Origin of the sequence: Brevundimonas viscosa, assembly GCF_900116065.1 — a bacterium.
Taxonomy (GTDB): Bacteria; Pseudomonadota; Alphaproteobacteria; order Caulobacterales; family Caulobacteraceae; genus Brevundimonas; species Brevundimonas viscosa.
The window spans coordinates 57635-74249 of the sequence record NZ_FOZV01000009.1 but is presented as its reverse complement, the minus strand read 5'-3'; the positions used below and the strand labels follow the sequence as shown (position 1 = coordinate 74249).

Genomic DNA, 16615 nt, shown 5'->3' with positions numbered 1-16615 from the left:
TGGTCGAGCGACCTGTTGGAAGCACGGACCGGAGGTGGGGCCTGCTCGGAGCCAAGGGCGCCGATGACGCGATCTGACCGCTGCCGCTCGAGCCCTTGACGCCTTGGTCGACGACGGTTTCAGTCAAGCTGTTTCTCACCGGCTCGGGCGCTCCAGGCGAGATCAATCCCGAGGCGATCCACAGTTCGAGCTGCAGGTTTATTCTATGGGCAAGGGTCTGAAATTCCGCTCGCTGGCCTTCGCCAGCCTGATGCTCTTCTGTCTTGATAGTCCGGTTAAGGCGCAGCAGGCCGAGGGCGGCGGCTCCCGGGCGGTCGTCAGCCGGGTCCAGTTCATCGGGCCAATGATCGCGCTGGACGAGGTCTTTCGCGAAGGCGTCAAGCGGACGGCGCGGCGGGTGACGGGCGTGGAGGGCTGCCGGGCCCCCTGCACCCCGCTTCGGCCCGGGATGCGGGTCACCGTGGTGGGTCACTCGCACTTCCGGGACACCAAGGAGATGGATCGCGCCATGCGCTCGCAAATCCGGGCCAATCTGGTTCGGGAGCTGCTCGTGGAAGGCGGCATTCCTGCAGACCGCGTCTGGACGATCGCTTGCGGAGATGCGGTCGCGTGGGCGGTGAACGACGAGCGTGTCGAGATCGTGGTCGAGCCGGAGAACGCACAACCGACCTGCGGATGACGGGGCGACTGGAGCTTCCCTGGACGCCAGCGTGAAGCTCTCCTCAGCTGACAGACCTCGCCCGGTACGTCGTCTGGAGCGGCTGCCCTGTCGGGAGAGGTGCGGGACCCCAAGCGCAGCATGACGCAATCTGACGCACGTCCGGTTCAACCTTGACGTTTTAGACAAGGCCGGTTCCAGTCACGGTCGGCGCGGGGGTGAGAAATGTCGGTCGCACGGACTATCGTGGCCTTTGCAGCGGCTCCCTTCGCCTCCAGTTTCGCATTGGGAGCGGCCCTCAGCGCCTCGTCGGGCGCAGAGCCTGCGTCATGGTTTTTCGGCGCGCTCGCCTACGCGCTTTTCGGTCTTCTGTTCACTGTTCCGGCCGCCCTGATCGGCGGCCTGCCGTCCTTCCTGATTCTGAAAGCGGTCCGGCGGGACAGCCTGCCCTGGTTCGTGGCGGCGGGCGCGATCGTCGGGCTGCTCGCCGGGGTGCTCCTCCTCTCCAGCGGCGGAACCCCGGACGACCAGCGAGAGCCGGGCTGGATCCTGTTGCTGATGACGGCGGGCGCGGGCGCGGTCGGCGGCGCCGTCTTCGGCCTGGTTCGCGAAACCCGCGGGCGGCTTGCTGTCGGCGGCGGGAGGGCTGCTGATGTTGTTTGAGCTTCTGGTGGACGAAATCGCGCCAGCGCCCTGGCAGCAGAGTCCCGCTGAATGCCGAGTGGCTTCTCCAGAACAAATCGCCCGCATCGAAGCGGCGCGGAGCGATCCGTCAACGGCCGAGCTGCGTGCTCGCAACATGGCCTATGAAGATCAGCTGTTCGCCGAATTCGTGATCCCCGAAGGGCCATGGCCCTCACCACCCCGTGACGCGCGTGTGTTGTTTCGAACGATCGCCCCGCCGGGCGGCCTTTACGGCAACACCATCTGGACGGCCGTCTGGCAGGAGAGCGACGGCTCGTGGTGGTTCTGGAAACAGGACCGTGACCCACGGGTGGTCCAGCAGCCACCCCATCCCGGCAGCGCCCCGAGGGTTGTATTGGACGCTGAGCGATGGCGACCGGCCAGCGGTCGCCTGCGCGCGCAGGATGTGCAGGCTATCGAAGCCAGCCTCTCCGACCCCTGCCGCGCCGCGGCGGGTCCCTTCTGGCCCGGCGAGGCCCCCTATGTGCCGCCGCCTCCGCCTCCCGGAGCGCCCATGCTTCCGCCGCCGCCACCCACTCCGCCCGTTCCTGATTCGACCGCCGTCCATGTCCAGATGACCGAAGAGGGAGTGCCCATGCGGCGGCTCGGCGCCTGGCGCACGGGGCACGGCAACCGCCTCATCAGCGCCGTCGCCTGGCCTCAGCCGGAGGTGGAGTAGGCGATGTTCCGAGCCGCTCTCGCTCTGGCGCTCGCTTTCGCGCCGCCCAGCCCTGTAAACGGCGCTTCCTCCGTGCCCGAGGCGGAAATCGTCGTGCTCGCCACTGGCGGGCCTGGCGACCCGCTTGCCGGCCAGACCGTGCGGCTGCTGGAGGCGCTCGAAGCCGACGGCCGCTTGCGTTACGGCCGCCCCTCGTTCGACGGCGAAGTTTTCCGCCACTGCCTCACCCACGACCCCGACCCCACGCACGAGCGCGTCGACTGCGTGCGAACTTCCACACCCGAACGTGCAACCGCGGCGCCATTGGTGGTCATCGTGCTGGGCTACACGCGCGAACGCGGCTCGTATCAGCGGATGCAGTGCATCGGCCGGGCGAGAGAGGGCTTCCTCCGGTCGATCTACGTCCGGGACTTCGATCATCCGAGACCCGACGTCTCGGGCGGGACCCGCACCGCGGCGCTTCGATGTATCGAGGAAGCGCTGGGTTCCCGGCCCCAGAACAGAGATTGATCCCCTCGCACTCCAGCCGCGGACCTGCGGGCCGCATTCCGGGAGCCAGTTGAATGAGGCACCTCACACCCATCGCCCGCTCGCTCGCGACCCTCGCGATCCTGTCGTCCGGGGCGGCAAGCTGGCCCGCGGCGGCGCAGCACATCGAGCCCGAGCGTCCCTCGTCGACCCAGCAGCGGGGCAGCATCGGTCAGCCGTTCCCGGGCATCGTCAAGGATCTTGAAGTGATCGGGCCCGATCGCTTCGTGCTCACGATCAGTGATCGGCCCGAAGGCCGAGGCATGGATCAGGTTCAGGTCTACACCTCCTCCGAGGGCCTGGTTGGCCGCCCCTTCGTGCCCGACCAGAGAACGGTCTTCGATGTGGCGCCCGCCTCGGATGGCGGTTTCTGGGTGCTCTACTACACAGCCGATGAGGTCGCCGAAGCGCATGCTCCGGCGGCGGGCATGAGGCTCCAGCGGTTCGACAGGTCGGGGGAGCCTGTCGGGGAGAGCCGGCTGCTGACGGAGTCGTTGGCCGACGGCGCCGCCGCCCAGGAGGCCCGCAGGGGATGGATCATCCCCCTCAGGGACAACGCGGTGGCCGTCGCATTCACGAGCTTCACCGCGGCTACCCGATTGCACGCCTTGCGGTTCGCGGCCTTCGATCCCCACGGTCGGGAGGGATCGACGGAAACGCTTGAGGACAGTCTCTCGCACATGCCGAATGTATCCTCCCACGCGCTTCTCGACGGCGGCGCGGCTCTGGCATGGGGAACCGGCGATCCGTTGGGCGAGCGCATGTCCCTGACGACCCTGGACCCCGATGGTGGATGGATCGACTCCGTACAGTCGATCTGGTCGTCGTCGCCCCGTCGAGGCTCCGCCTTCAACGTCCGCCTGACGCCCGTCGCCGGCAGCGACCAGTTTGCGGCAGTCTTCCTGACGCAGTCCGGCCATGTCTGGCAACGCTTCGGCCAGAATGGCGTGGCCACATCCGGCGTTGAGGGCCACGGCTCGATCAGTTCTTTCCTCGCCCCCATCGCGCTCGACGGACGGCGCCTTGTGTATGTTGCGGGTGGCCGTGGCTGGCCGGCCCGCCTTTACACCGGCGGCGCAGGTGAACCTCCCGTTGAGAGTGGGGCGGGGCCGGATGGAGAGATCACGGCCCTTGCGGCGGAGAGTCCCGAAAGCGTCGTCGTGGCCGCGGTCGTGCCTCCCGTCGCCGATCCGAACGGTCAGCGGCAGCCGTTCTCTTACCTCTTCCGTTTCCGGCCCTGACGCCGGCGGAGCAGTCCCGGGCCACCGGTCCCGCGGGCGTCTCGGCCGCCCGCCCCGGCGCGGGTCGAGCGCGTACGGGGGGGGGGGGGATGGGCGCGGAGGCCTCCTCGACCCCTCCACCCCGCTTCGCCTGGTCCCCCTCCACATCGCATGGGGAGGAGACGGAGGACGGGTTCAGGCGCCGGGGTGGGGCCGGCCGCCGCCGTGGTCGTCGGCGCGGCGGCGGAGGATGTCGGCCCAGTGGTCCGCCAGCACCAGCAGGGCCTGGCGGCGCTCGGGGTCGTCCTCGGGCACCGCGTCGCCGATCAGGGCCGAGAGCTCCTCGCGTATGTCGTCGACCGACTTGCTCATGCGGATTCAAGGCGTTGGCGGGAAAGAGGTTTCAGCGGAGCGGCAGATTTCCTGCGGCGCCTGGCGCGGGCGGTCAGGCGGCGCGGCGCAGGCGCTGGAGGTGGAGTTCGGCGACCATGCGCTCGAGGGCGGCGGGATGGTGGGTCTGGACGTGGCGGAGCAGGGCGCGGACGCCGACCACGGCGTCGGAGCCGCCCTGGGCGACGAGACCGGCGGCGAGGGCCACGAGGGGGTCGTCCCGGCTCTCCGCTTCGCTGCGGGCGGGATGACGGGGGTGGTCCGCTTCGGCGGAGGCGGCTGGGGGTGGGGTGTGGGTCATGGTCAGGCTCTCCCGGGGCGCCATCCGACGGGAGGTCGACACGAGAACAAAACCGGAACGGGTGGCGAGGGGGCGGGCGCGATGGTCCACAGGAAGGTGGAGGGGCGCGGGCGACGCGGACCGGCGGCGCGGTCGGGAATTGCGCCGGCGCGCGAAACCGGACAAGAGCCGCGCCATGCGCACGCCCTCTCCGACCACGATGTTGCTGCCGCTCGCCCTGTGCGGCGGAATTATCGCCGGGGGCGAGGCGCGGGCGCAGGTCGCGGACGACGCGGCGGCCCGGCTCGGCGAGGTGGTGGTCACGGGCTCGCTGATCCCGCGGCCGAACGCGGCGGCGCCGGTGGAGACGCTGGGGCGGGCGGAACTGGAGCGGCGCGCCGTACTGGACGCCTCGGCCCTGCCGTCGCTGACGCCGGCCAACTCGGGCTCGGAGTGGCAGGTCGACCAGCTGGGCCAGCCGCAGACCTCGGGAACGTCGCAGTTCAACCTGCGCAACCTCGGCCTCGGCTCGACCCTGGTGCTGGTCGACGGCCGGCGCTCGGCGGTCAGCGCGGTGGCGGCCACCGACGGCTCGACCTTCGTCGACGTCGGGACGCTTGTCCCGCTGATCGCGCTGGAGCGCATCGACATCCTCAAGGACGGGGCTTCGGCGACCTACGGTTCGGATGCGGTGGCCGGGGTGGTCAACCTGATCACCCGCCGGCGGGTGGACGGGATTGAGGCGCGGGTGCGCCATGCGGCGGCCGACGGCACGGGCGAGACCGCGCTGGAGGCCGTCGGCGGCGGCCGCTGGCTGGGCGGCGACCTGGTGCTGGCGGGGGCGGTGTTCCACCGCGCCTCGCTGGGCAGCGACGACCGCGCCTTCACCCAGGCGGCGACCTACGGCTATGCGCCGTGGGCGGCGGTGACCAGTTTCGGCCAGCCGGGATCCTACTTCCGGCCGTCGACCGGCGGTTTCGCGCCCGATCCGGACTGCGACGACCCGGCCTTCGGCAAGGCCTTCCGCGCCTCGGCGAGCGATCCGTTCTGCCGGCTGGACTACTCCGACTTCTTCGACCTGGCGGCCGGGGAGGATCGCGGCCAGGCGTGGGCGAGCTGGCGCGGGGCGCTGACGCCGACGGTGGACCTGCGCCTGCAGGCCGGCTGGGCGCGGACGGAGACGACGGTGCGGCAGTCGCCGTCGCTGCCCATCCTGGCGGGGTCGCCGGTCGTTCCGGCGAGCCACCCGGACAACCCGTTCGGCGAGGACGTGGGCTTCCGCGGCCGGCTGCTGGGGGCCGAGGCGGGCGCGTCGACTGCCGACTTCGCCTATGATGCGCGGCGGGCGGCGGCGGAGCTGGACGGCGGCTGGGGCGGCGGCTGGCGGTGGAACGTGGCGGCCGCGGTCAGCCGGCAGACGGTCGCCTACGACAAGCCGGACGTGATCGGCAGCGCCTTCGCCAACGCCCTGCGCGGCCTCGGCGGGCGCGACTGCGACCCGGCCACGGGGCAGCCGGGGCAGGGCGGCTGCCTGTACTTCAACCCGTTCGGCAGCGCGCAGCTGGGAACCGGGACCCCCAACCCGGCGGCGCTGATCGAGGATCTGACCGGCTCGACCGGACTGCGCGGCGCCTCGAGCCTGGCGACGCTGGACGGGCTGGTCGCCGGACCGGCGGCGGAGGGCCGCTGGGGCGCGCTGGACGTCGCCGTCGGGGCGCAGGCGCGACGCTCTGCCTTTCGTCAGGACTGGAGCGACCTGGCCAATGCGGGCGAACTGCTGACCGCGGGCCTGTCGCCGGACTTCGGCGGCGCGCAGACGGCGGGCGCGGTGTTCGGCGAGGCGCGTCTGACGCTGGGCGACCGGCTGGAGGCGCAGGTCGGGGCCCGCTACGAGCGGGAGGCGGGGACCGGCTCGCTGAGCCCGAAGGCGGCGGCGGCCCTGCATCTGTCGGACCGGCTGACCCTGCGCGCCTCCTGGGCCGAGGGATTCCGCTCGCCGTCGGTGTTCGTGCGCGAGGGGGCGCAGGCGTCGCAGCCCTCGGTGTTCGACGGGGGAGCCTTCGTCTTCGTCAATACGGTGACGCGGGGCGATCCCGACCTGAAGCCGGAGCGGTCGGAAACGTGGACGCTGGGCGCGGTGTGGCGGCCGTTCGAGGGCGCGGTCGTGTCGCTGGACGGCTGGCGCTTCGACTATCGCGACCTGGTGGTGAAGGCGCCGGCCCAGCCGCTGATCGACCAGGCCCGGGCCGACGACGCGGCGGGGCTGAGCGGCACGGAGGCGCAGCGGCGCGTGCAGCGCGACGCGACCGGCGCGCTGAGCCTGGTCGAGCTGGACTTCATCAACGCCGCCTCGATCGAGACCAGCGGGCTGGATGTGGCCGTGCGGCTGGATCGATCCACGCGATGGGGAAGGCTGTGGGCCTCGACGCAGTGGGCCTGGGTGCACAGCTACGAGGTGCGGCTGACCGTCGACGCCCCGCCGGTGTCCGGGGTGGGTTCGACCAACCTGTCGAACATCGCCCGCTCGCTGCCGCGCCTGCGCGGCGAGGCGGAGATCGGCTGGGCGGGTGACGGCTGGTCGCTCGCCGCCCTGGCGCACCATGTCTCGGGCTATCGCAACGACCGGGCCGGGATCCCCGACCCGCACATCCGCTCGCAGCTGACCTTCGACCTGGTGGGAGAGACGGCGCTGGGCCCGGACCTGTCCGTCAGCCTCGGCGTCCGCAACCTGGCGGACCGCGACCCGCCGCTGGCCCAGTTCGCCCTCGGCTACGACCCGATGGTGGCCGATCCGCGCGGGCGGGTGGCGTTCGTGTCCGTATCGCGGCGGTTCTGATCGCGCAGACCGGGGGGCCTCGCTCAGACCCGATGTGGGTGGAAGATAATCGAGATCAAGGATTGGCGGCGGGCCGATTTTTCGCAGGCTGGGGCGCTTCGCAACCCGGGAGAGCCGCCCATGACCGCCGCCGCCACGCCGTTCGCCGCCGCCTATTTCCACGGGACGCGCGCCGCGCTGACGCCCGGAGAGACGCTCGAGGCGGGACGGGCGTCGAACTATGGAGCGCGCCGGGCGGCGGGGTGGGTCTATGTGAGCGCGACCCTGGACGCTGCGGTGTGGGGCGCGGAGCTGGCGGTCGGCGACGGTCCGGGACGGATCTATGTGGTCGAGCCGACCGGGGCGCTGGAGGACGATCCGAACCTGACCGACCAGCGTTTCCCCGGCAATCCGTCGCGCTCGTACCGGACGCGGGAGCCGCTGCGGGTGCTCGGCGAGGTGGTCGGCTGGGTGGGGCATTCCCCCGCGCAGGTGGCGCAGATGAAGGCGGGGGTGGCGGAGCTGGAGGCCCGGGGGATCGGGGCGATCGAGGACTGAGGCGCGACACGCCGCCGCGACGTCGAAACATTAACTCCTGACATATCGGCGCGCCTCCGCCCCTTGATCGGAAAGGGTTTTCAGGAGGAGGCAGCGTCATATTCCCGACGGCTTTCCGGACCGGCGGATAATGCCGTTCGGGATGAACCGGACGGGGCGAAGGGCGTGGCGGAGCGGGCGGCGACGAGGGCGAAGGCGAAAAGGCGGGGGGCGAAGGCCGGGCGGCCGTTGAAGGCGGACTGGGTCAAGGTGGTCGACCGCTACCTGGCGGGGGAGCCGGTGGCGGCGGTGGCGGCCGCCTGCGGGGTGTCGCCGAGTTCGATCTTCCACCACGCGCGGAAGCAGGGACGGCGCAAGCGCGACCTGGGGATTCCGACCCTGGCCAAGGGGCCGCCGCCGGTGCTGCTCGAGGTGGCGAGCGCCGTGCCGGCGGCGGTCGGCGAGCGGGAGGCGCCGCATCCGGAGGTGGTGCGGATGACCGTGCGCTGCGCCGAACTGGCTTTCGACTTCGATCCGGGCGACCCGGCGGGCGCGGCGGAGGCGGTGCTGGCGAGGGCGGCGCCGACGGCGGCGGCGGGGGCGTGGAAGCTCGTCGGCTGGCAGGTGCGCATGGCCGGGGCGCTGCAGCGCTTCGCCGAGGGCCAGTGGCGGGCGCGGTCTCGGGCGGTCGCGACCGGGGCGGCGCGCGCGGCGGCGGCCGGGACGCCGCGGCCGGCGCATGTGCTGCGCGACAGCCAGCGGCCGCCGGCGGGAGGCTGGACGACCTGGCTGTTCCTCGGCGGGCGCGGGGCGGGCAAGACCCTGGCCGGGGCCGAGTGGCTGGCCGACATGGCCGAGGCGCTGGGGCCGGAGGGACGGCTGGCGCTGGTCGGGCCGACCCTGCACGACGTGCGCGAGGTGATGATCGAAGGGGTCTCGGGGCTGCGGTCGCTGCCGCGCTGGACGACCGCGACGCGGCCGGTGTTCGAGGCGGCGCGGCGGCGGCTGCGGTTCGCCAGCGGGGCGGTCGCCTACGCCTTCTCGGCCGAGGATCCGGACAGCCTGAGGGGGCCGCAGTTCGCGGCGGCCTGGGCCGACGAATTCTGCGCCTGGCGGGCGAAGGGTAGCCGCGGGGCGGCGGAGACGCTGGCCCTGCTGCGGATGGGGCTGCGCCTCCCGGGGCCGGGCGGGGCGGCGCCCCGGCTGTGCGTGACGACGACGCCGCGGGCGACCCGGGCGCTGAAGGCGCTGCGGGAGGAAGCGGGCGGCGTGGAGACCCACGCCCCGACCACGGCCAATGCGGCGCACCTGTCGGAGGGCTTCGTCGAAGGCCTGCGGGCCGTGTACGGCGGCACCCGGCGGGAGGCCCAGGAACTGGAGGGGCGGGTCGTGGACATGGACGGGGCCCTGTTCACGGCGGAGATGCTGGCGGCGGCGCGAGAGGTCGTCTCCGCCCCGCCGGATGGGCGGACGGGATGCGGCGTCCCCTCCACCGCCCTTCGGGCGGTCCAGGGATGCGGCGCCCCCTCCACCGCCCTTCGGGCGGTCGCCCTCCCCCAAGGGGGGAGGATCGAGGGCTTCGAGCGGCGGGTGGTGGCGGTGGATCCGCCGGCGACGGCGGGCGGGGACGCCTGCGGCATCGTGGCGGCCGGGGTGCGACGGCGGGCGGACGGGCGGCGCGAGGCGGTGGTGCTGGCCGACCGCTCGATCGCCGGGCTGGGGCCGGACGCCTGGGCGCGGCGGGCGGTGGAGCTGGCGCGCGAGATCGGGGCGACGACGATCGTGGCCGAGGTCAACCAGGGCGGCGACATGGTGCGGCAGGTGCTGCGCACGGCGGGCTGTTCGATCCGCCTGCGGGAGGTGCGGGCGACGAAGGGCAAGCGGTTGCGGGCCGAGCCGGTGGCGGCGCTGTACGAGCAGGGGCGGGTGCGCCACGCCGGCGCCTTCCGAGAGCTGGAGGAGGAGCTGATGGCGCTGGGCGGCGAGGGCGAGGGGTCGCTGGACCGGGCCGACGCCCTGGTCTGGGCGGTGACCGACCTGCTGGTCGATCCGCCCGGCCCGGAGCCGAGGATCCGGCAGGCCTAGGCGGCCACGGCCGCCGGTCGGTCGGTGAGCGCCCACGGGCCGGGACGGGAGGCGGGTTCAGCGAGAAGACGCTCGACCGTCGCAGCGAAGCTCGCCAGCCGCAGCGGCTTGGTCATCACCTCGTCGGCCCCGAAGACCCGCGCCGCCTCCAGATAGCTGAGGGCGCCGCCGCGGCCGCCGGACGAGATAGCGAGGATGCGGATGTCGGGGTGCGAGCCGCGCACCCGTCGGATGACTTCCAGTCCGTCGACGTTCGGCATCAGCAGGTCGAGTACGATCAGGTCGACCTGGGCCGCCTCCACGATCTTCATGGCCAGGGCGCCGTCGGCCGCCTCCACGATCGCATGATCGCTCCTGCGCAGCAGTTCGGTGGCGATCAGACGCACGGTCGGGTCGTCGTCGACAATCAGGATCGAAGCCATGGCGGTCCCCCAAACCGGTTGAGCCCGACGAAACACAGGTCAAGCCGGACCGTTGCAAACGGCGGCGCTTGCTAACCCTCTTTCCGGGACTTGAGCGGCCGGCGGCCATGGCGCATGCAGGGAGACTGTCCGGAGGGGAGCCCGATGCAGCACGAACAGACCGCCGACCTGCCCTATCTGCGCAAGGTGGTCGGCGCCTCGATGGCCGGGACGGTGGTCGAGTGGTACGAGTTCTTCCTCTACGGCACCGCCGCCACCCTGGTGTTCGGGCAGCTGTTCTTCCCGCAGACCGGCAACGAGCTGGACGGCATCATCGCCGCCTTCGCCACCTATGCCGTGGGCTTCATCGCGCGGCCGCTGGGCGGGGTGGTGTTCGGACACATCGGCGACAGGGTGGGGCGGAAGTCGCTGCTGCAGTTTTCGCTGCTGCTGATCGGCGCCTCGACCTTCCTGATGGGCTGCCTGCCCAGCTTCGCCTCGATCGGCTACCTGGCGCCCGTCCTGCTGGTGACGCTGCGCTTCATCCAGGGCTTCGCCCTGGGCGGCGAGTGGGGCGGGGCGGTGCTGCTGGTGACCGAGCACAGCCCCAACCGCAGCCGGGCCTTCTGGGGCAGCTTCCCGCAGGCGGCGGTGCCGGTGGGCAACCTGCTGGCCACGGTGGTGATGCTGGCCCTGTCGGCGCTGCTGAGCGAGGCCGACTTTCTGGCCTGGGGCTGGCGCATCGGCTTCTGGCTGTCGGTCGTGATCATCGCCGTCGGCTACTACATCCGCACCCAGGTGACGGACTCGCCGATCTTCACCAAGGCGCGGGAGGAGGCGGAGCAGCGGGCCGCGGCCGGCTACGGCCTGACCGAGGTGTTCCGGCGGGAGCCGCGCGGGGTGTTCACCGCCATGGGCCTGCGGTTCGGCGAGAACATCCTCTACTACATGGTGGTCACCTTCTCGATCACCTACCTCCACCACCGCGAGGTGGACACGACGCGCATCCTGGCGCTGCTGTTCCTCGCCCACATCCTGCACGTGGTGGTGATCCCCTTCGTCGGGCGGGCGGCGGACCGGGTGGGCCGGCGGCCGGTGTACCTGGCCGGGGCGGCGCTGACGCTGGTCTGGCCGTTCGTCGCCTTTCCGATGTTCGACACCGGCGGCACGGCGATGATCCTCGGGGCGATCATGCTGGGGCTGGCGGTGCACGGGCTGATGTACGCGGCGCAGCCGGCGATCATGACCGAGATGTTCCCGACGCGGATGCGCTATTCGGGGGTGTCGCTGGGCTACCAGGTGACCGCCATCGTGGCCGGCAGCTGGGCGCCGCTGATCGGCACGGCGCTGCTGCGACAGTACGATTCCTGGGTTCCGATCGCCTGGTACATCCTCGCGGCGGGGGCGGTCAGCCTGGTCGCGGCCCTGATCATGCGCGAGAGCCGGGGCGCCTCGCTGGCGGCGATCGACGCCGCCGACCTGCAGCGGCTGGAGGCCGGCGGCCGCTAGAGGAAGGCGCCGGCGGTGCGGACCAGCATGTAGATCGCCACGACGAAGATCAGGCCGGCGAACAGCAGGTTGAGGGCGCCGCGGCGACGGCCGAGGCTGCGGGCGGCGCGGGCCCCGAGCAGGCCGCCACCCATGCCGCCGGCCACGAACAGGCCGGCGACGGGCCAGTTCACCAGTCCGGCCGCGGCGTAGCTGGAGGCGGTGGTGACGCCGAAGCCGGTGACCGCCAGCAGCGACGAGGCCATGGCGTTGAGGATCGGCATGCCGGTGGCGGCGATCAGGCCGGGCACGATCAGGAAGCCGCCGCCGATCCCGAAGAAGCCCGACAGCAAACCCGTGCCGAGGCCGAAGCCGACCAGCTTCGGCAGGTTGTCGCGGCCGAGGCGGACCCCGGCGAGGCCCTCGCCCTTGCGGCCGCGCAGCATCAGGCCGGCGACGACCATCATCAGCAACGCGAACAGGGCCAGCAGTTTCTCGCCGTCGACCTGGCGGCCGAACCAGGCGCCGACGAGGGCGCCGAGCACGCCGGCGACGGTGAAGACGGCGGCGCAGCGCCACTTCACCGCCCCGGCGCGGGCATGGTTCATGAGGTTGAGCAGGGCGTTGGCGGCCACCGCCACGGCGCTGGTGCCGATGGCCACGTGGGGGTTGGTGATGCCGACCAGGTAGACGAGAAGCGGCACGGCCAGCACCGATCCACCCCCGCCGACGAGGCCGAGCGAGAAGCCGACCAGCGAGCCGGAGCCCACGGCGAGGATGGAAGGGAGCAGGTCCATGCCGGCCTCCGTCAGCGGCCCGGCTGGACCGGCAGGCCGGCGGCGCGCCAGCCGTCGATGCCGCCCTCGAGCAGGTAGATGTCGTCGCTGGCCACGGCTCCGACGAGGGTTCCGGCGTTCATGCGGGTGCGGGCCCCGCTGCGGCAGTGAAAGATCACCGGCCGGCCGGGCTCGGCCTCGACGCCGCGGGCGCCCGTGGACAGGGGGGCGGAGCGGGCGCCGGCGATGACGAGGGCGCATTCCTCGGGCTCGCGGATGTCGACGAGCACGGCGCCCTGTTCGACGAGGCGGGCGGCGTCCTTGGGGGTGATGGGTCGGGCGGTCATGAGGTTCTCCGGTAGGGGAGGGTGGAGGGACTTGCTGTAAATTAGGAAGTGCTAATATATCCGTCAACAGCGAACCCCTTCAGGGAGCCCCCGATGACCGCCCGACCCGAGATCCACGCCTTCTTCGACGAACCGACCCACACCGTCAGCTACCTCGTCGCCGACCCGGCCGCCCGGCAGGCGGCGGTGATCGACCCGGTGCTGGACTACGATCCGGCCACCGGCGCCTTCGACACCCGCTCGGCCGCCGCCATCCTCGCCGAGGCGGAGCGCCTGGGGCTGAACATCGTGTGGGCGCTGGAGACCCACGTGCACGCCGACCACCTGAGCGGGGCGCCCTTCTTCAAGGCGCGCACCGGCGCGGCCATCGGCATCGGCGAGCACATCCGCGACGTGCAGCGCATCTTCCGGCCGGTGTTCGGGGCCGACGACCTGGTCGCCGACGGCGGCGACTTCGACCGGCTGTTCGCCGACGGCGACCGCTTCGCCCTGGGCGAGCTGGAGGTGGAGGTGCTGCACACCCCCGGCCACACCCCGGCCGACGTCAGCTACCGCATCGGCGACGCGGTGTTCGTGGGCGACACCCTGTTCATGCCCGACTACGGCACGGCCCGGGCCGACTTCCCCGGCGGCGACGCCCGCCAGCTGTACCGCTCGATCCGCCGCCTGCTGGACCTGCCGGCGGAGACGCGGCTGTTCATGTGCCACGACTACAAGGCCCCCGGTCGCGACGACTACGCCTGGGAGACCACGGTGGCCGCCCAGCGGCGGGACAGCGTGCACGTCCGCGACGGGGTCAGCGAGGACGACTTCGTGGCCATGCGCACCGCCCGCGACGCCGGGCTGGCGGCGCCGAAGCTGCTGCTGCCCTCGATCCAGGTGAACATGCGCGCCGGCCGCTTCCCGCCGGCCGAGGCCAACGGCGTGCGCTACCTGAAGATCCCGGTGAAGGCGGCGGGCGGCGCGTAGGCGTCAGGCCGCCGAGCGCCGCGCCCCGGCCAGGCAGTAGCCGACGGTCACCGCCATGCCTGCGGCCACCGCTGCGCAGCCGGCCCACAGGGCGACGTCGAAGGGGGCGAAGGCCCAAAGGCCGCCGTAGACCAGGCCGCTGAGGGCCATCGACCAGCCGCCGACGCGGTTGACCCGCCGCGCCTGCGCCGCCGGGACGAAGCGCTTGGGCATGCGGTTGCCGACCCAGGCCAGCATCAGCCCGGTGCCGGCCATGACGATGCGCGTCGCCGTATCGCCGTCGATCCAGCCGGCCTGCCGCGCCGCCGTCGCCGCCAGGGCCGCGGCGACCAGGCCGCCGGCGATCACGAGGTTGGGGACCAGTTCCGATTTCAGTTCGCTCATGTCGCCGGCTCCTTGTCGGGGATGTCGTCGGGAACGGCCCGGGACCCCTCGGCCCCCGCCCCGAACGAATGGACGAAGCCCAGCAGCGCCTCTTCAAGCACCGACAGCTTCAGATGGTAGATCACGCTCTTGCCGGCCTTCTCGGCATGGACGAGGTCGGCCTCCCTGAGCACCGCGAAGTGGGCCGACATGGTCGGCTTCGACACCTCGAACCGCGCCGCGATCTCGCCCGCGCTCATCGGCCCCGCGCGCAGCAACTGCAGCACGCGGCGACGGGTGGGATCGGACAGGGCCTTGAAGACGGAGCTCATGGACGATGTTTAGCTAAATATCGAAACGAGAGTCAAGGGCTCGTCAGCCCGGACCGGCGGGGACGTTCGAGCGGGAGGCATGCCCGCAGCGCCGAAAGGATCGACCCTGATGGGGTTCGCAGTCGGGCCCGTCAGCCGGTCGCCGACGACAGCTCCTGTTCCAGCCGGGCGAGGAGTTGGTCCTGGGTGAAGGGCTTCGGGAGGCAGCCCCGGGCGGCGTCGCCCTGGGTCTCGAGGTCGGGGAAGCCGGAGGTGATGACGACCGGGAGATCGGCGCGCAGCTTGCGGATTTCGTCGCGCAGCACGGCTCCGTTCATCTTCGGCATGACGAAGTCGGTCAGGACCACGTCCAGTTCCGGACGACGCGCCACGAGGGCGAGAGCTTCAGGCCCGGAGTTGGCCACCGCCACCTCGTAGCCCAGATCCTCCAGAAGGGCGGTGGTGTTGACCAGGACCAGATCGTCGTCGTCGACGACAAGCACGCTGCGACGGCCGGCAGGGCGGGCGGGGCCTTTGGTCTCCGGTCGGGATGAGGCGGGCGTCTGATGATCCGGCGCCAGCGGGAACCAGAGCTCGACGGTGGCGCCTTCGCCCGGCTTGCTGGAGATCGTCATCTCGCCGCCGGATTGGGCCATCAGGCCGTGCACCATCGGCAGGCCGAGGCCTGTGCCGCGGCCCACGCCCTTGGTGGTGAAGAACGGTTCGGCCGCCCTCGCCAAGGTGGCTTCGTCCATGCCCTGGCCGTTGTCGCGCACCTGCAGGCGGACGTAACTTCCGGGCTCCAGGCCCGGCCGGTCCTCGCCGACCTCGCAGACCTCGGCGGAGAGGTCGACCCTGCCACCCTCCGGCATGGCGTCGCGGGCGTTGACCATGAGGTTCAGCAGCGCGCTTTCAAGCTGCGTCGGATCGGTCTGCACCCGGGGCAGGGACGCCGCGAGGTGGTTGTTGATCTCGATATGGCCGCCGATGGTCCGGCGCAGGAAATCGAGCATGCCGCGGACCAGCCCGCCGAGTTCGACCGGCTGAAGCTGAAGGTCCTGTTTCCGCGCGAAGGCCAGCATGCGCTGGGTCAGGGCGGCGCCGCGCTGGGCTCCCTGGACGGCGTTGTCCAGCAGGGGCGAAACCCTCGGGTCCCAGGCGAGCCGCTTGCGGACCAGTTCGAGGCTGCCGAGCACGGCGGTCAGAAGATTGTTGAAGTCGTGGGCGACGCCTCCGGTAAGCTGGCCGATCGCCTCCAGCTTCTGCGACTGGAACAAGGCTTCCCGGGTGGCCGCCAGCGCCTCCTCGGCCTTCATCCGTTCGGTGACGTCCCGCGTGATCTTGGCGAAGCCGATCAGCTCGCCCCCCTCGCCGCGAACGGCATGTATGACGACGTGGGCCCAGAAGCGCGTCCCGTCCCGGCGGACGCGCCACCCCTCCCGCTCGACCCGGCCCCGCGCGGCGGCGGTGCGAAGGATGAGATCGGGGAGCCCGGCCGCCTGGTCCTCGGGGGTGTAGAACAGCGAGAAATGTCGCCCGATCACCTCGTCGGGGCGGTACCCCTTGATGCGCTCCGCACCCGAGTTCCAGTTCGTCACCTCCCCTTCGGGGCTGAGCATGTAGATCGCGTAGTCCGTCACGCTCTGGACGAGAAGCCGGAACTGTTGCTCGCTCTGCCGCAGCGCTTCCTGGGCCGCCCTCCGCTCGGAGAGGTCCCGGGTGATCTTCGCGAAGCCGATGATCTCGCCGGACGGGCTTCTGATCGGATCGATCACCACGTGGGCCCAGAAGCGCTCGCCGGATTTGCGGACCCGCCAGCCTTCCTGCTCGAAGCGGCCCTGCTCCGCCGCCTGCTTCAGCGCCCGAGCGGGAAGGTCGGTCGCGAGATCCTCGGGCGTGTAGAAGCGGGAGAAGTGGGCTCCGAGAATCTCGTCCGCCGCATACCCCTTGAAGCGCTGGGCGCCGGGGTTCCAGCTGACCACATGCCCGGCGGCGTCGAGCATGTAGATGGCGTAGTCCTCGATCGCCTCCACGAGTAGCTGGTACCGGCGGGAGTCCGGGCTGATGGAGCGCTGTCCGCCCAT

Annotated in this window: 18 protein-coding genes; 10 read left to right on the top strand and 8 right to left on the bottom strand. The window is 71.8% G+C overall.

The window, feature by feature from the left end; all coding sequences use genetic code 11:
* Nucleotides 1-103: 103 nt before the first annotated feature.
* The 5 genes from BM333_RS13995 (at nt 104) to BM333_RS13980 (ending at nt 3790) form a co-directional block, all read left to right on the top strand.
* Entirely contained in the window at nt 104-679 is a 576-nt protein-coding gene (locus tag BM333_RS13995) for an OmpA family protein (protein WP_143105838.1), read from the top strand.
* A 204-nt stretch (nt 680-883) separates the two neighbouring features.
* A complete protein-coding gene (locus tag BM333_RS13990) occupies nt 884-1321 on the top strand; it encodes a hypothetical protein (protein WP_092313024.1) in 438 nt (145 codons plus the stop codon).
* Entirely contained in the window at nt 1311-2021 is a 711-nt protein-coding gene (locus tag BM333_RS15725; protein ID WP_143105837.1) for a hypothetical protein, read from the top strand. Before BM333_RS13990 ends, BM333_RS15725 begins: the two co-directional genes overlap by 11 nt.
* A gap of 3 nt (nt 2022-2024) precedes the next feature.
* Complete coding sequence (locus BM333_RS13985; RefSeq protein WP_092313021.1) at nt 2025-2531, top strand: hypothetical protein; 507 nt, start codon at nt 2025-2027, stop codon at nt 2529-2531.
* Between the two features lie 53 nt (nt 2532-2584).
* On the top strand, nt 2585-3790 hold the full coding sequence (locus BM333_RS13980) for a hypothetical protein (protein ID WP_092313018.1): 1206 nt from the start codon (nt 2585-2587) through the stop codon (nt 3788-3790).
* Nucleotides 3791-3964: 174 nt separating this feature from the next.
* Here the strand turns inward: BM333_RS13980 and BM333_RS16030 are convergent, their stop codons facing one another.
* Together BM333_RS16030 and BM333_RS15720 are read right to left on the bottom strand one after the other, a co-directional pair.
* Entirely contained in the window at nt 3965-4141 is a 177-nt protein-coding gene (locus BM333_RS16030; protein WP_177221905.1) for a hypothetical protein, read from the bottom strand.
* A 73-nt stretch (nt 4142-4214) separates the two neighbouring features.
* A complete protein-coding gene (locus tag BM333_RS15720; protein WP_143105836.1) occupies nt 4215-4460 on the bottom strand; it encodes a hypothetical protein in 246 nt (81 codons plus the stop codon).
* A gap of 175 nt (nt 4461-4635) precedes the next feature.
* Here BM333_RS15720 and BM333_RS13975 point away from each other — a divergent pair, with 175 nt between their 5' ends.
* The 3 genes from BM333_RS13975 to BM333_RS13965 all read left to right on the top strand — a co-directional run bounded on the left by BM333_RS13975 (nt 4636) and on the right by BM333_RS13965 (nt 9876).
* A complete protein-coding gene (locus BM333_RS13975; RefSeq protein ID WP_245777288.1) occupies nt 4636-7275 on the top strand; it encodes a TonB-dependent receptor plug domain-containing protein in 2640 nt (879 codons plus the stop codon).
* A 120-nt stretch (nt 7276-7395) separates the two neighbouring features.
* The gene (gene arr, locus BM333_RS13970) at nt 7396-7812 is read left to right on the top strand and encodes an NAD(+)--rifampin ADP-ribosyltransferase (RefSeq protein ID WP_092313015.1); all 417 of its coding nucleotides are present in this window, start codon (nt 7396-7398) and stop codon (nt 7810-7812) included.
* A 165-nt stretch (nt 7813-7977) separates the two neighbouring features.
* Nucleotides 7978-9876, top strand: coding sequence for a DNA-packaging protein (locus BM333_RS13965; protein WP_342741671.1), 1899 nt, complete (start codon nt 7978-7980; stop codon nt 9874-9876).
* Here the strand turns inward: BM333_RS13965 and BM333_RS13960 are convergent.
* A complete protein-coding gene (locus tag BM333_RS13960; RefSeq protein ID WP_092313012.1) occupies nt 9873-10298 on the bottom strand; it encodes a response regulator in 426 nt (141 codons plus the stop codon). The two genes, BM333_RS13965 and BM333_RS13960, sit on opposite strands and share 4 nt — an antisense overlap.
* A 144-nt stretch (nt 10299-10442) precedes the next feature.
* Between BM333_RS13960 and BM333_RS13955 the strand changes: the two genes are divergently transcribed.
* Nucleotides 10443-11786, top strand: a complete 1344-nt coding sequence (locus tag BM333_RS13955) for an MFS transporter (protein WP_092313009.1) — start codon at nt 10443-10445, stop codon at nt 11784-11786.
* Here BM333_RS13955 and BM333_RS13950 read toward each other — a convergent pair.
* Nucleotides 11783-12562, bottom strand: a complete 780-nt coding sequence (locus BM333_RS13950) for a sulfite exporter TauE/SafE family protein (protein WP_092313006.1) — start codon at nt 12560-12562, stop codon at nt 11783-11785. The genes BM333_RS13955 and BM333_RS13950 overlap by 4 nt on opposite strands.
* A gap of 11 nt (nt 12563-12573) precedes the next feature.
* Nucleotides 12574-12888 (bottom strand): rhodanese-like domain-containing protein, encoded by a 315-nt coding sequence (locus BM333_RS13945; protein ID WP_092313003.1) that lies wholly within the window; start codon nt 12886-12888, stop codon nt 12574-12576.
* Between the two features lie 93 nt (nt 12889-12981).
* Between BM333_RS13945 and BM333_RS13940 the strand changes: the two genes are divergently transcribed.
* Nucleotides 12982-13857 carry an MBL fold metallo-hydrolase gene (locus tag BM333_RS13940; RefSeq protein WP_092313000.1) on the top strand — a complete coding sequence of 292 codons (876 nt, stop codon included), beginning with the start codon at nt 12982-12984 and terminating at the stop codon, nt 13855-13857.
* Between the two features lie 3 nt (nt 13858-13860).
* Here the strand turns inward: BM333_RS13940 and BM333_RS13935 are convergent, their stop codons facing one another.
* From BM333_RS13935 to BM333_RS13925, 3 genes are all read right to left on the bottom strand, one after another.
* Nucleotides 13861-14241 carry an ammonium transporter gene (locus BM333_RS13935; protein WP_245777287.1) on the bottom strand — a complete coding sequence of 127 codons (381 nt, stop codon included), beginning with the start codon at nt 14239-14241 and terminating at the stop codon, nt 13861-13863.
* Nucleotides 14238-14552 (bottom strand): autorepressor SdpR family transcription factor, encoded by a 315-nt coding sequence (locus BM333_RS13930; protein ID WP_092312997.1) that lies wholly within the window; start codon nt 14550-14552, stop codon nt 14238-14240. Before BM333_RS13930 ends, BM333_RS13935 begins: the two co-directional genes overlap by 4 nt.
* 131 nt (nt 14553-14683) lie before the next feature.
* Complete coding sequence (locus BM333_RS13925; RefSeq protein WP_092312994.1) at nt 14684-16615, bottom strand: hybrid sensor histidine kinase/response regulator; 1932 nt, start codon at nt 16613-16615, stop codon at nt 14684-14686.

Bases quoted from the DNA above. Each gene is read 5' to 3' on its own strand.
- BM333_RS13930 (WP_092312997.1), bottom strand. From the start codon at position 14,552: ATGAGCTCCGTCTTCAAGGCCCTGTCCGATCCCACCCGTCGCCGCGTG.
- BM333_RS15720 (WP_143105836.1), bottom strand. From the start codon at position 4,460: ATGACCCACACCCCACCCCCAGCCGCCTCCGCCGAAGCGGACCACCCC.
- BM333_RS13925 (WP_092312994.1), bottom strand. From the start codon at position 16,615: ATGGGCGGACAGCGCTCCATCAGCCCGGACTCCCGCCGGTACCAGCTA.
- BM333_RS13960 (WP_092313012.1), bottom strand. From the start codon at position 10,298: ATGGCTTCGATCCTGATTGTCGACGACGACCCGACCGTGCGTCTGATC.
- BM333_RS13935 (WP_245777287.1), bottom strand. From the start codon at position 14,241: ATGAGCGAACTGAAATCGGAACTGGTCCCCAACCTCGTGATCGCCGGC.
- BM333_RS13940 (WP_092313000.1), top strand. From the start codon at position 12,982: ATGACCGCCCGACCCGAGATCCACGCCTTCTTCGACGAACCGACCCAC.
- BM333_RS13990 (WP_092313024.1), top strand. From the start codon at position 884: ATGTCGGTCGCACGGACTATCGTGGCCTTTGCAGCGGCTCCCTTCGCC.
- BM333_RS13980 (WP_092313018.1), top strand. From the start codon at position 2,585: ATGAGGCACCTCACACCCATCGCCCGCTCGCTCGCGACCCTCGCGATC.
- BM333_RS15725 (WP_143105837.1), top strand. From the start codon at position 1,311: ATGTTGTTTGAGCTTCTGGTGGACGAAATCGCGCCAGCGCCCTGGCAG.
- BM333_RS13985 (WP_092313021.1), top strand. From the start codon at position 2,025: ATGTTCCGAGCCGCTCTCGCTCTGGCGCTCGCTTTCGCGCCGCCCAGC.
- BM333_RS13950 (WP_092313006.1), bottom strand. From the start codon at position 12,562: ATGGACCTGCTCCCTTCCATCCTCGCCGTGGGCTCCGGCTCGCTGGTC.
- BM333_RS13955 (WP_092313009.1), top strand. From the start codon at position 10,443: ATGCAGCACGAACAGACCGCCGACCTGCCCTATCTGCGCAAGGTGGTC.
- BM333_RS13945 (WP_092313003.1), bottom strand. From the start codon at position 12,888: ATGACCGCCCGACCCATCACCCCCAAGGACGCCGCCCGCCTCGTCGAA.
- BM333_RS13975 (WP_245777288.1), top strand. From the start codon at position 4,636: ATGCGCACGCCCTCTCCGACCACGATGTTGCTGCCGCTCGCCCTGTGC.
- arr (WP_092313015.1), top strand. From the start codon at position 7,396: ATGACCGCCGCCGCCACGCCGTTCGCCGCCGCCTATTTCCACGGGACG.
- BM333_RS16030 (WP_177221905.1), bottom strand. From the start codon at position 4,141: ATGAGCAAGTCGGTCGACGACATACGCGAGGAGCTCTCGGCCCTGATC.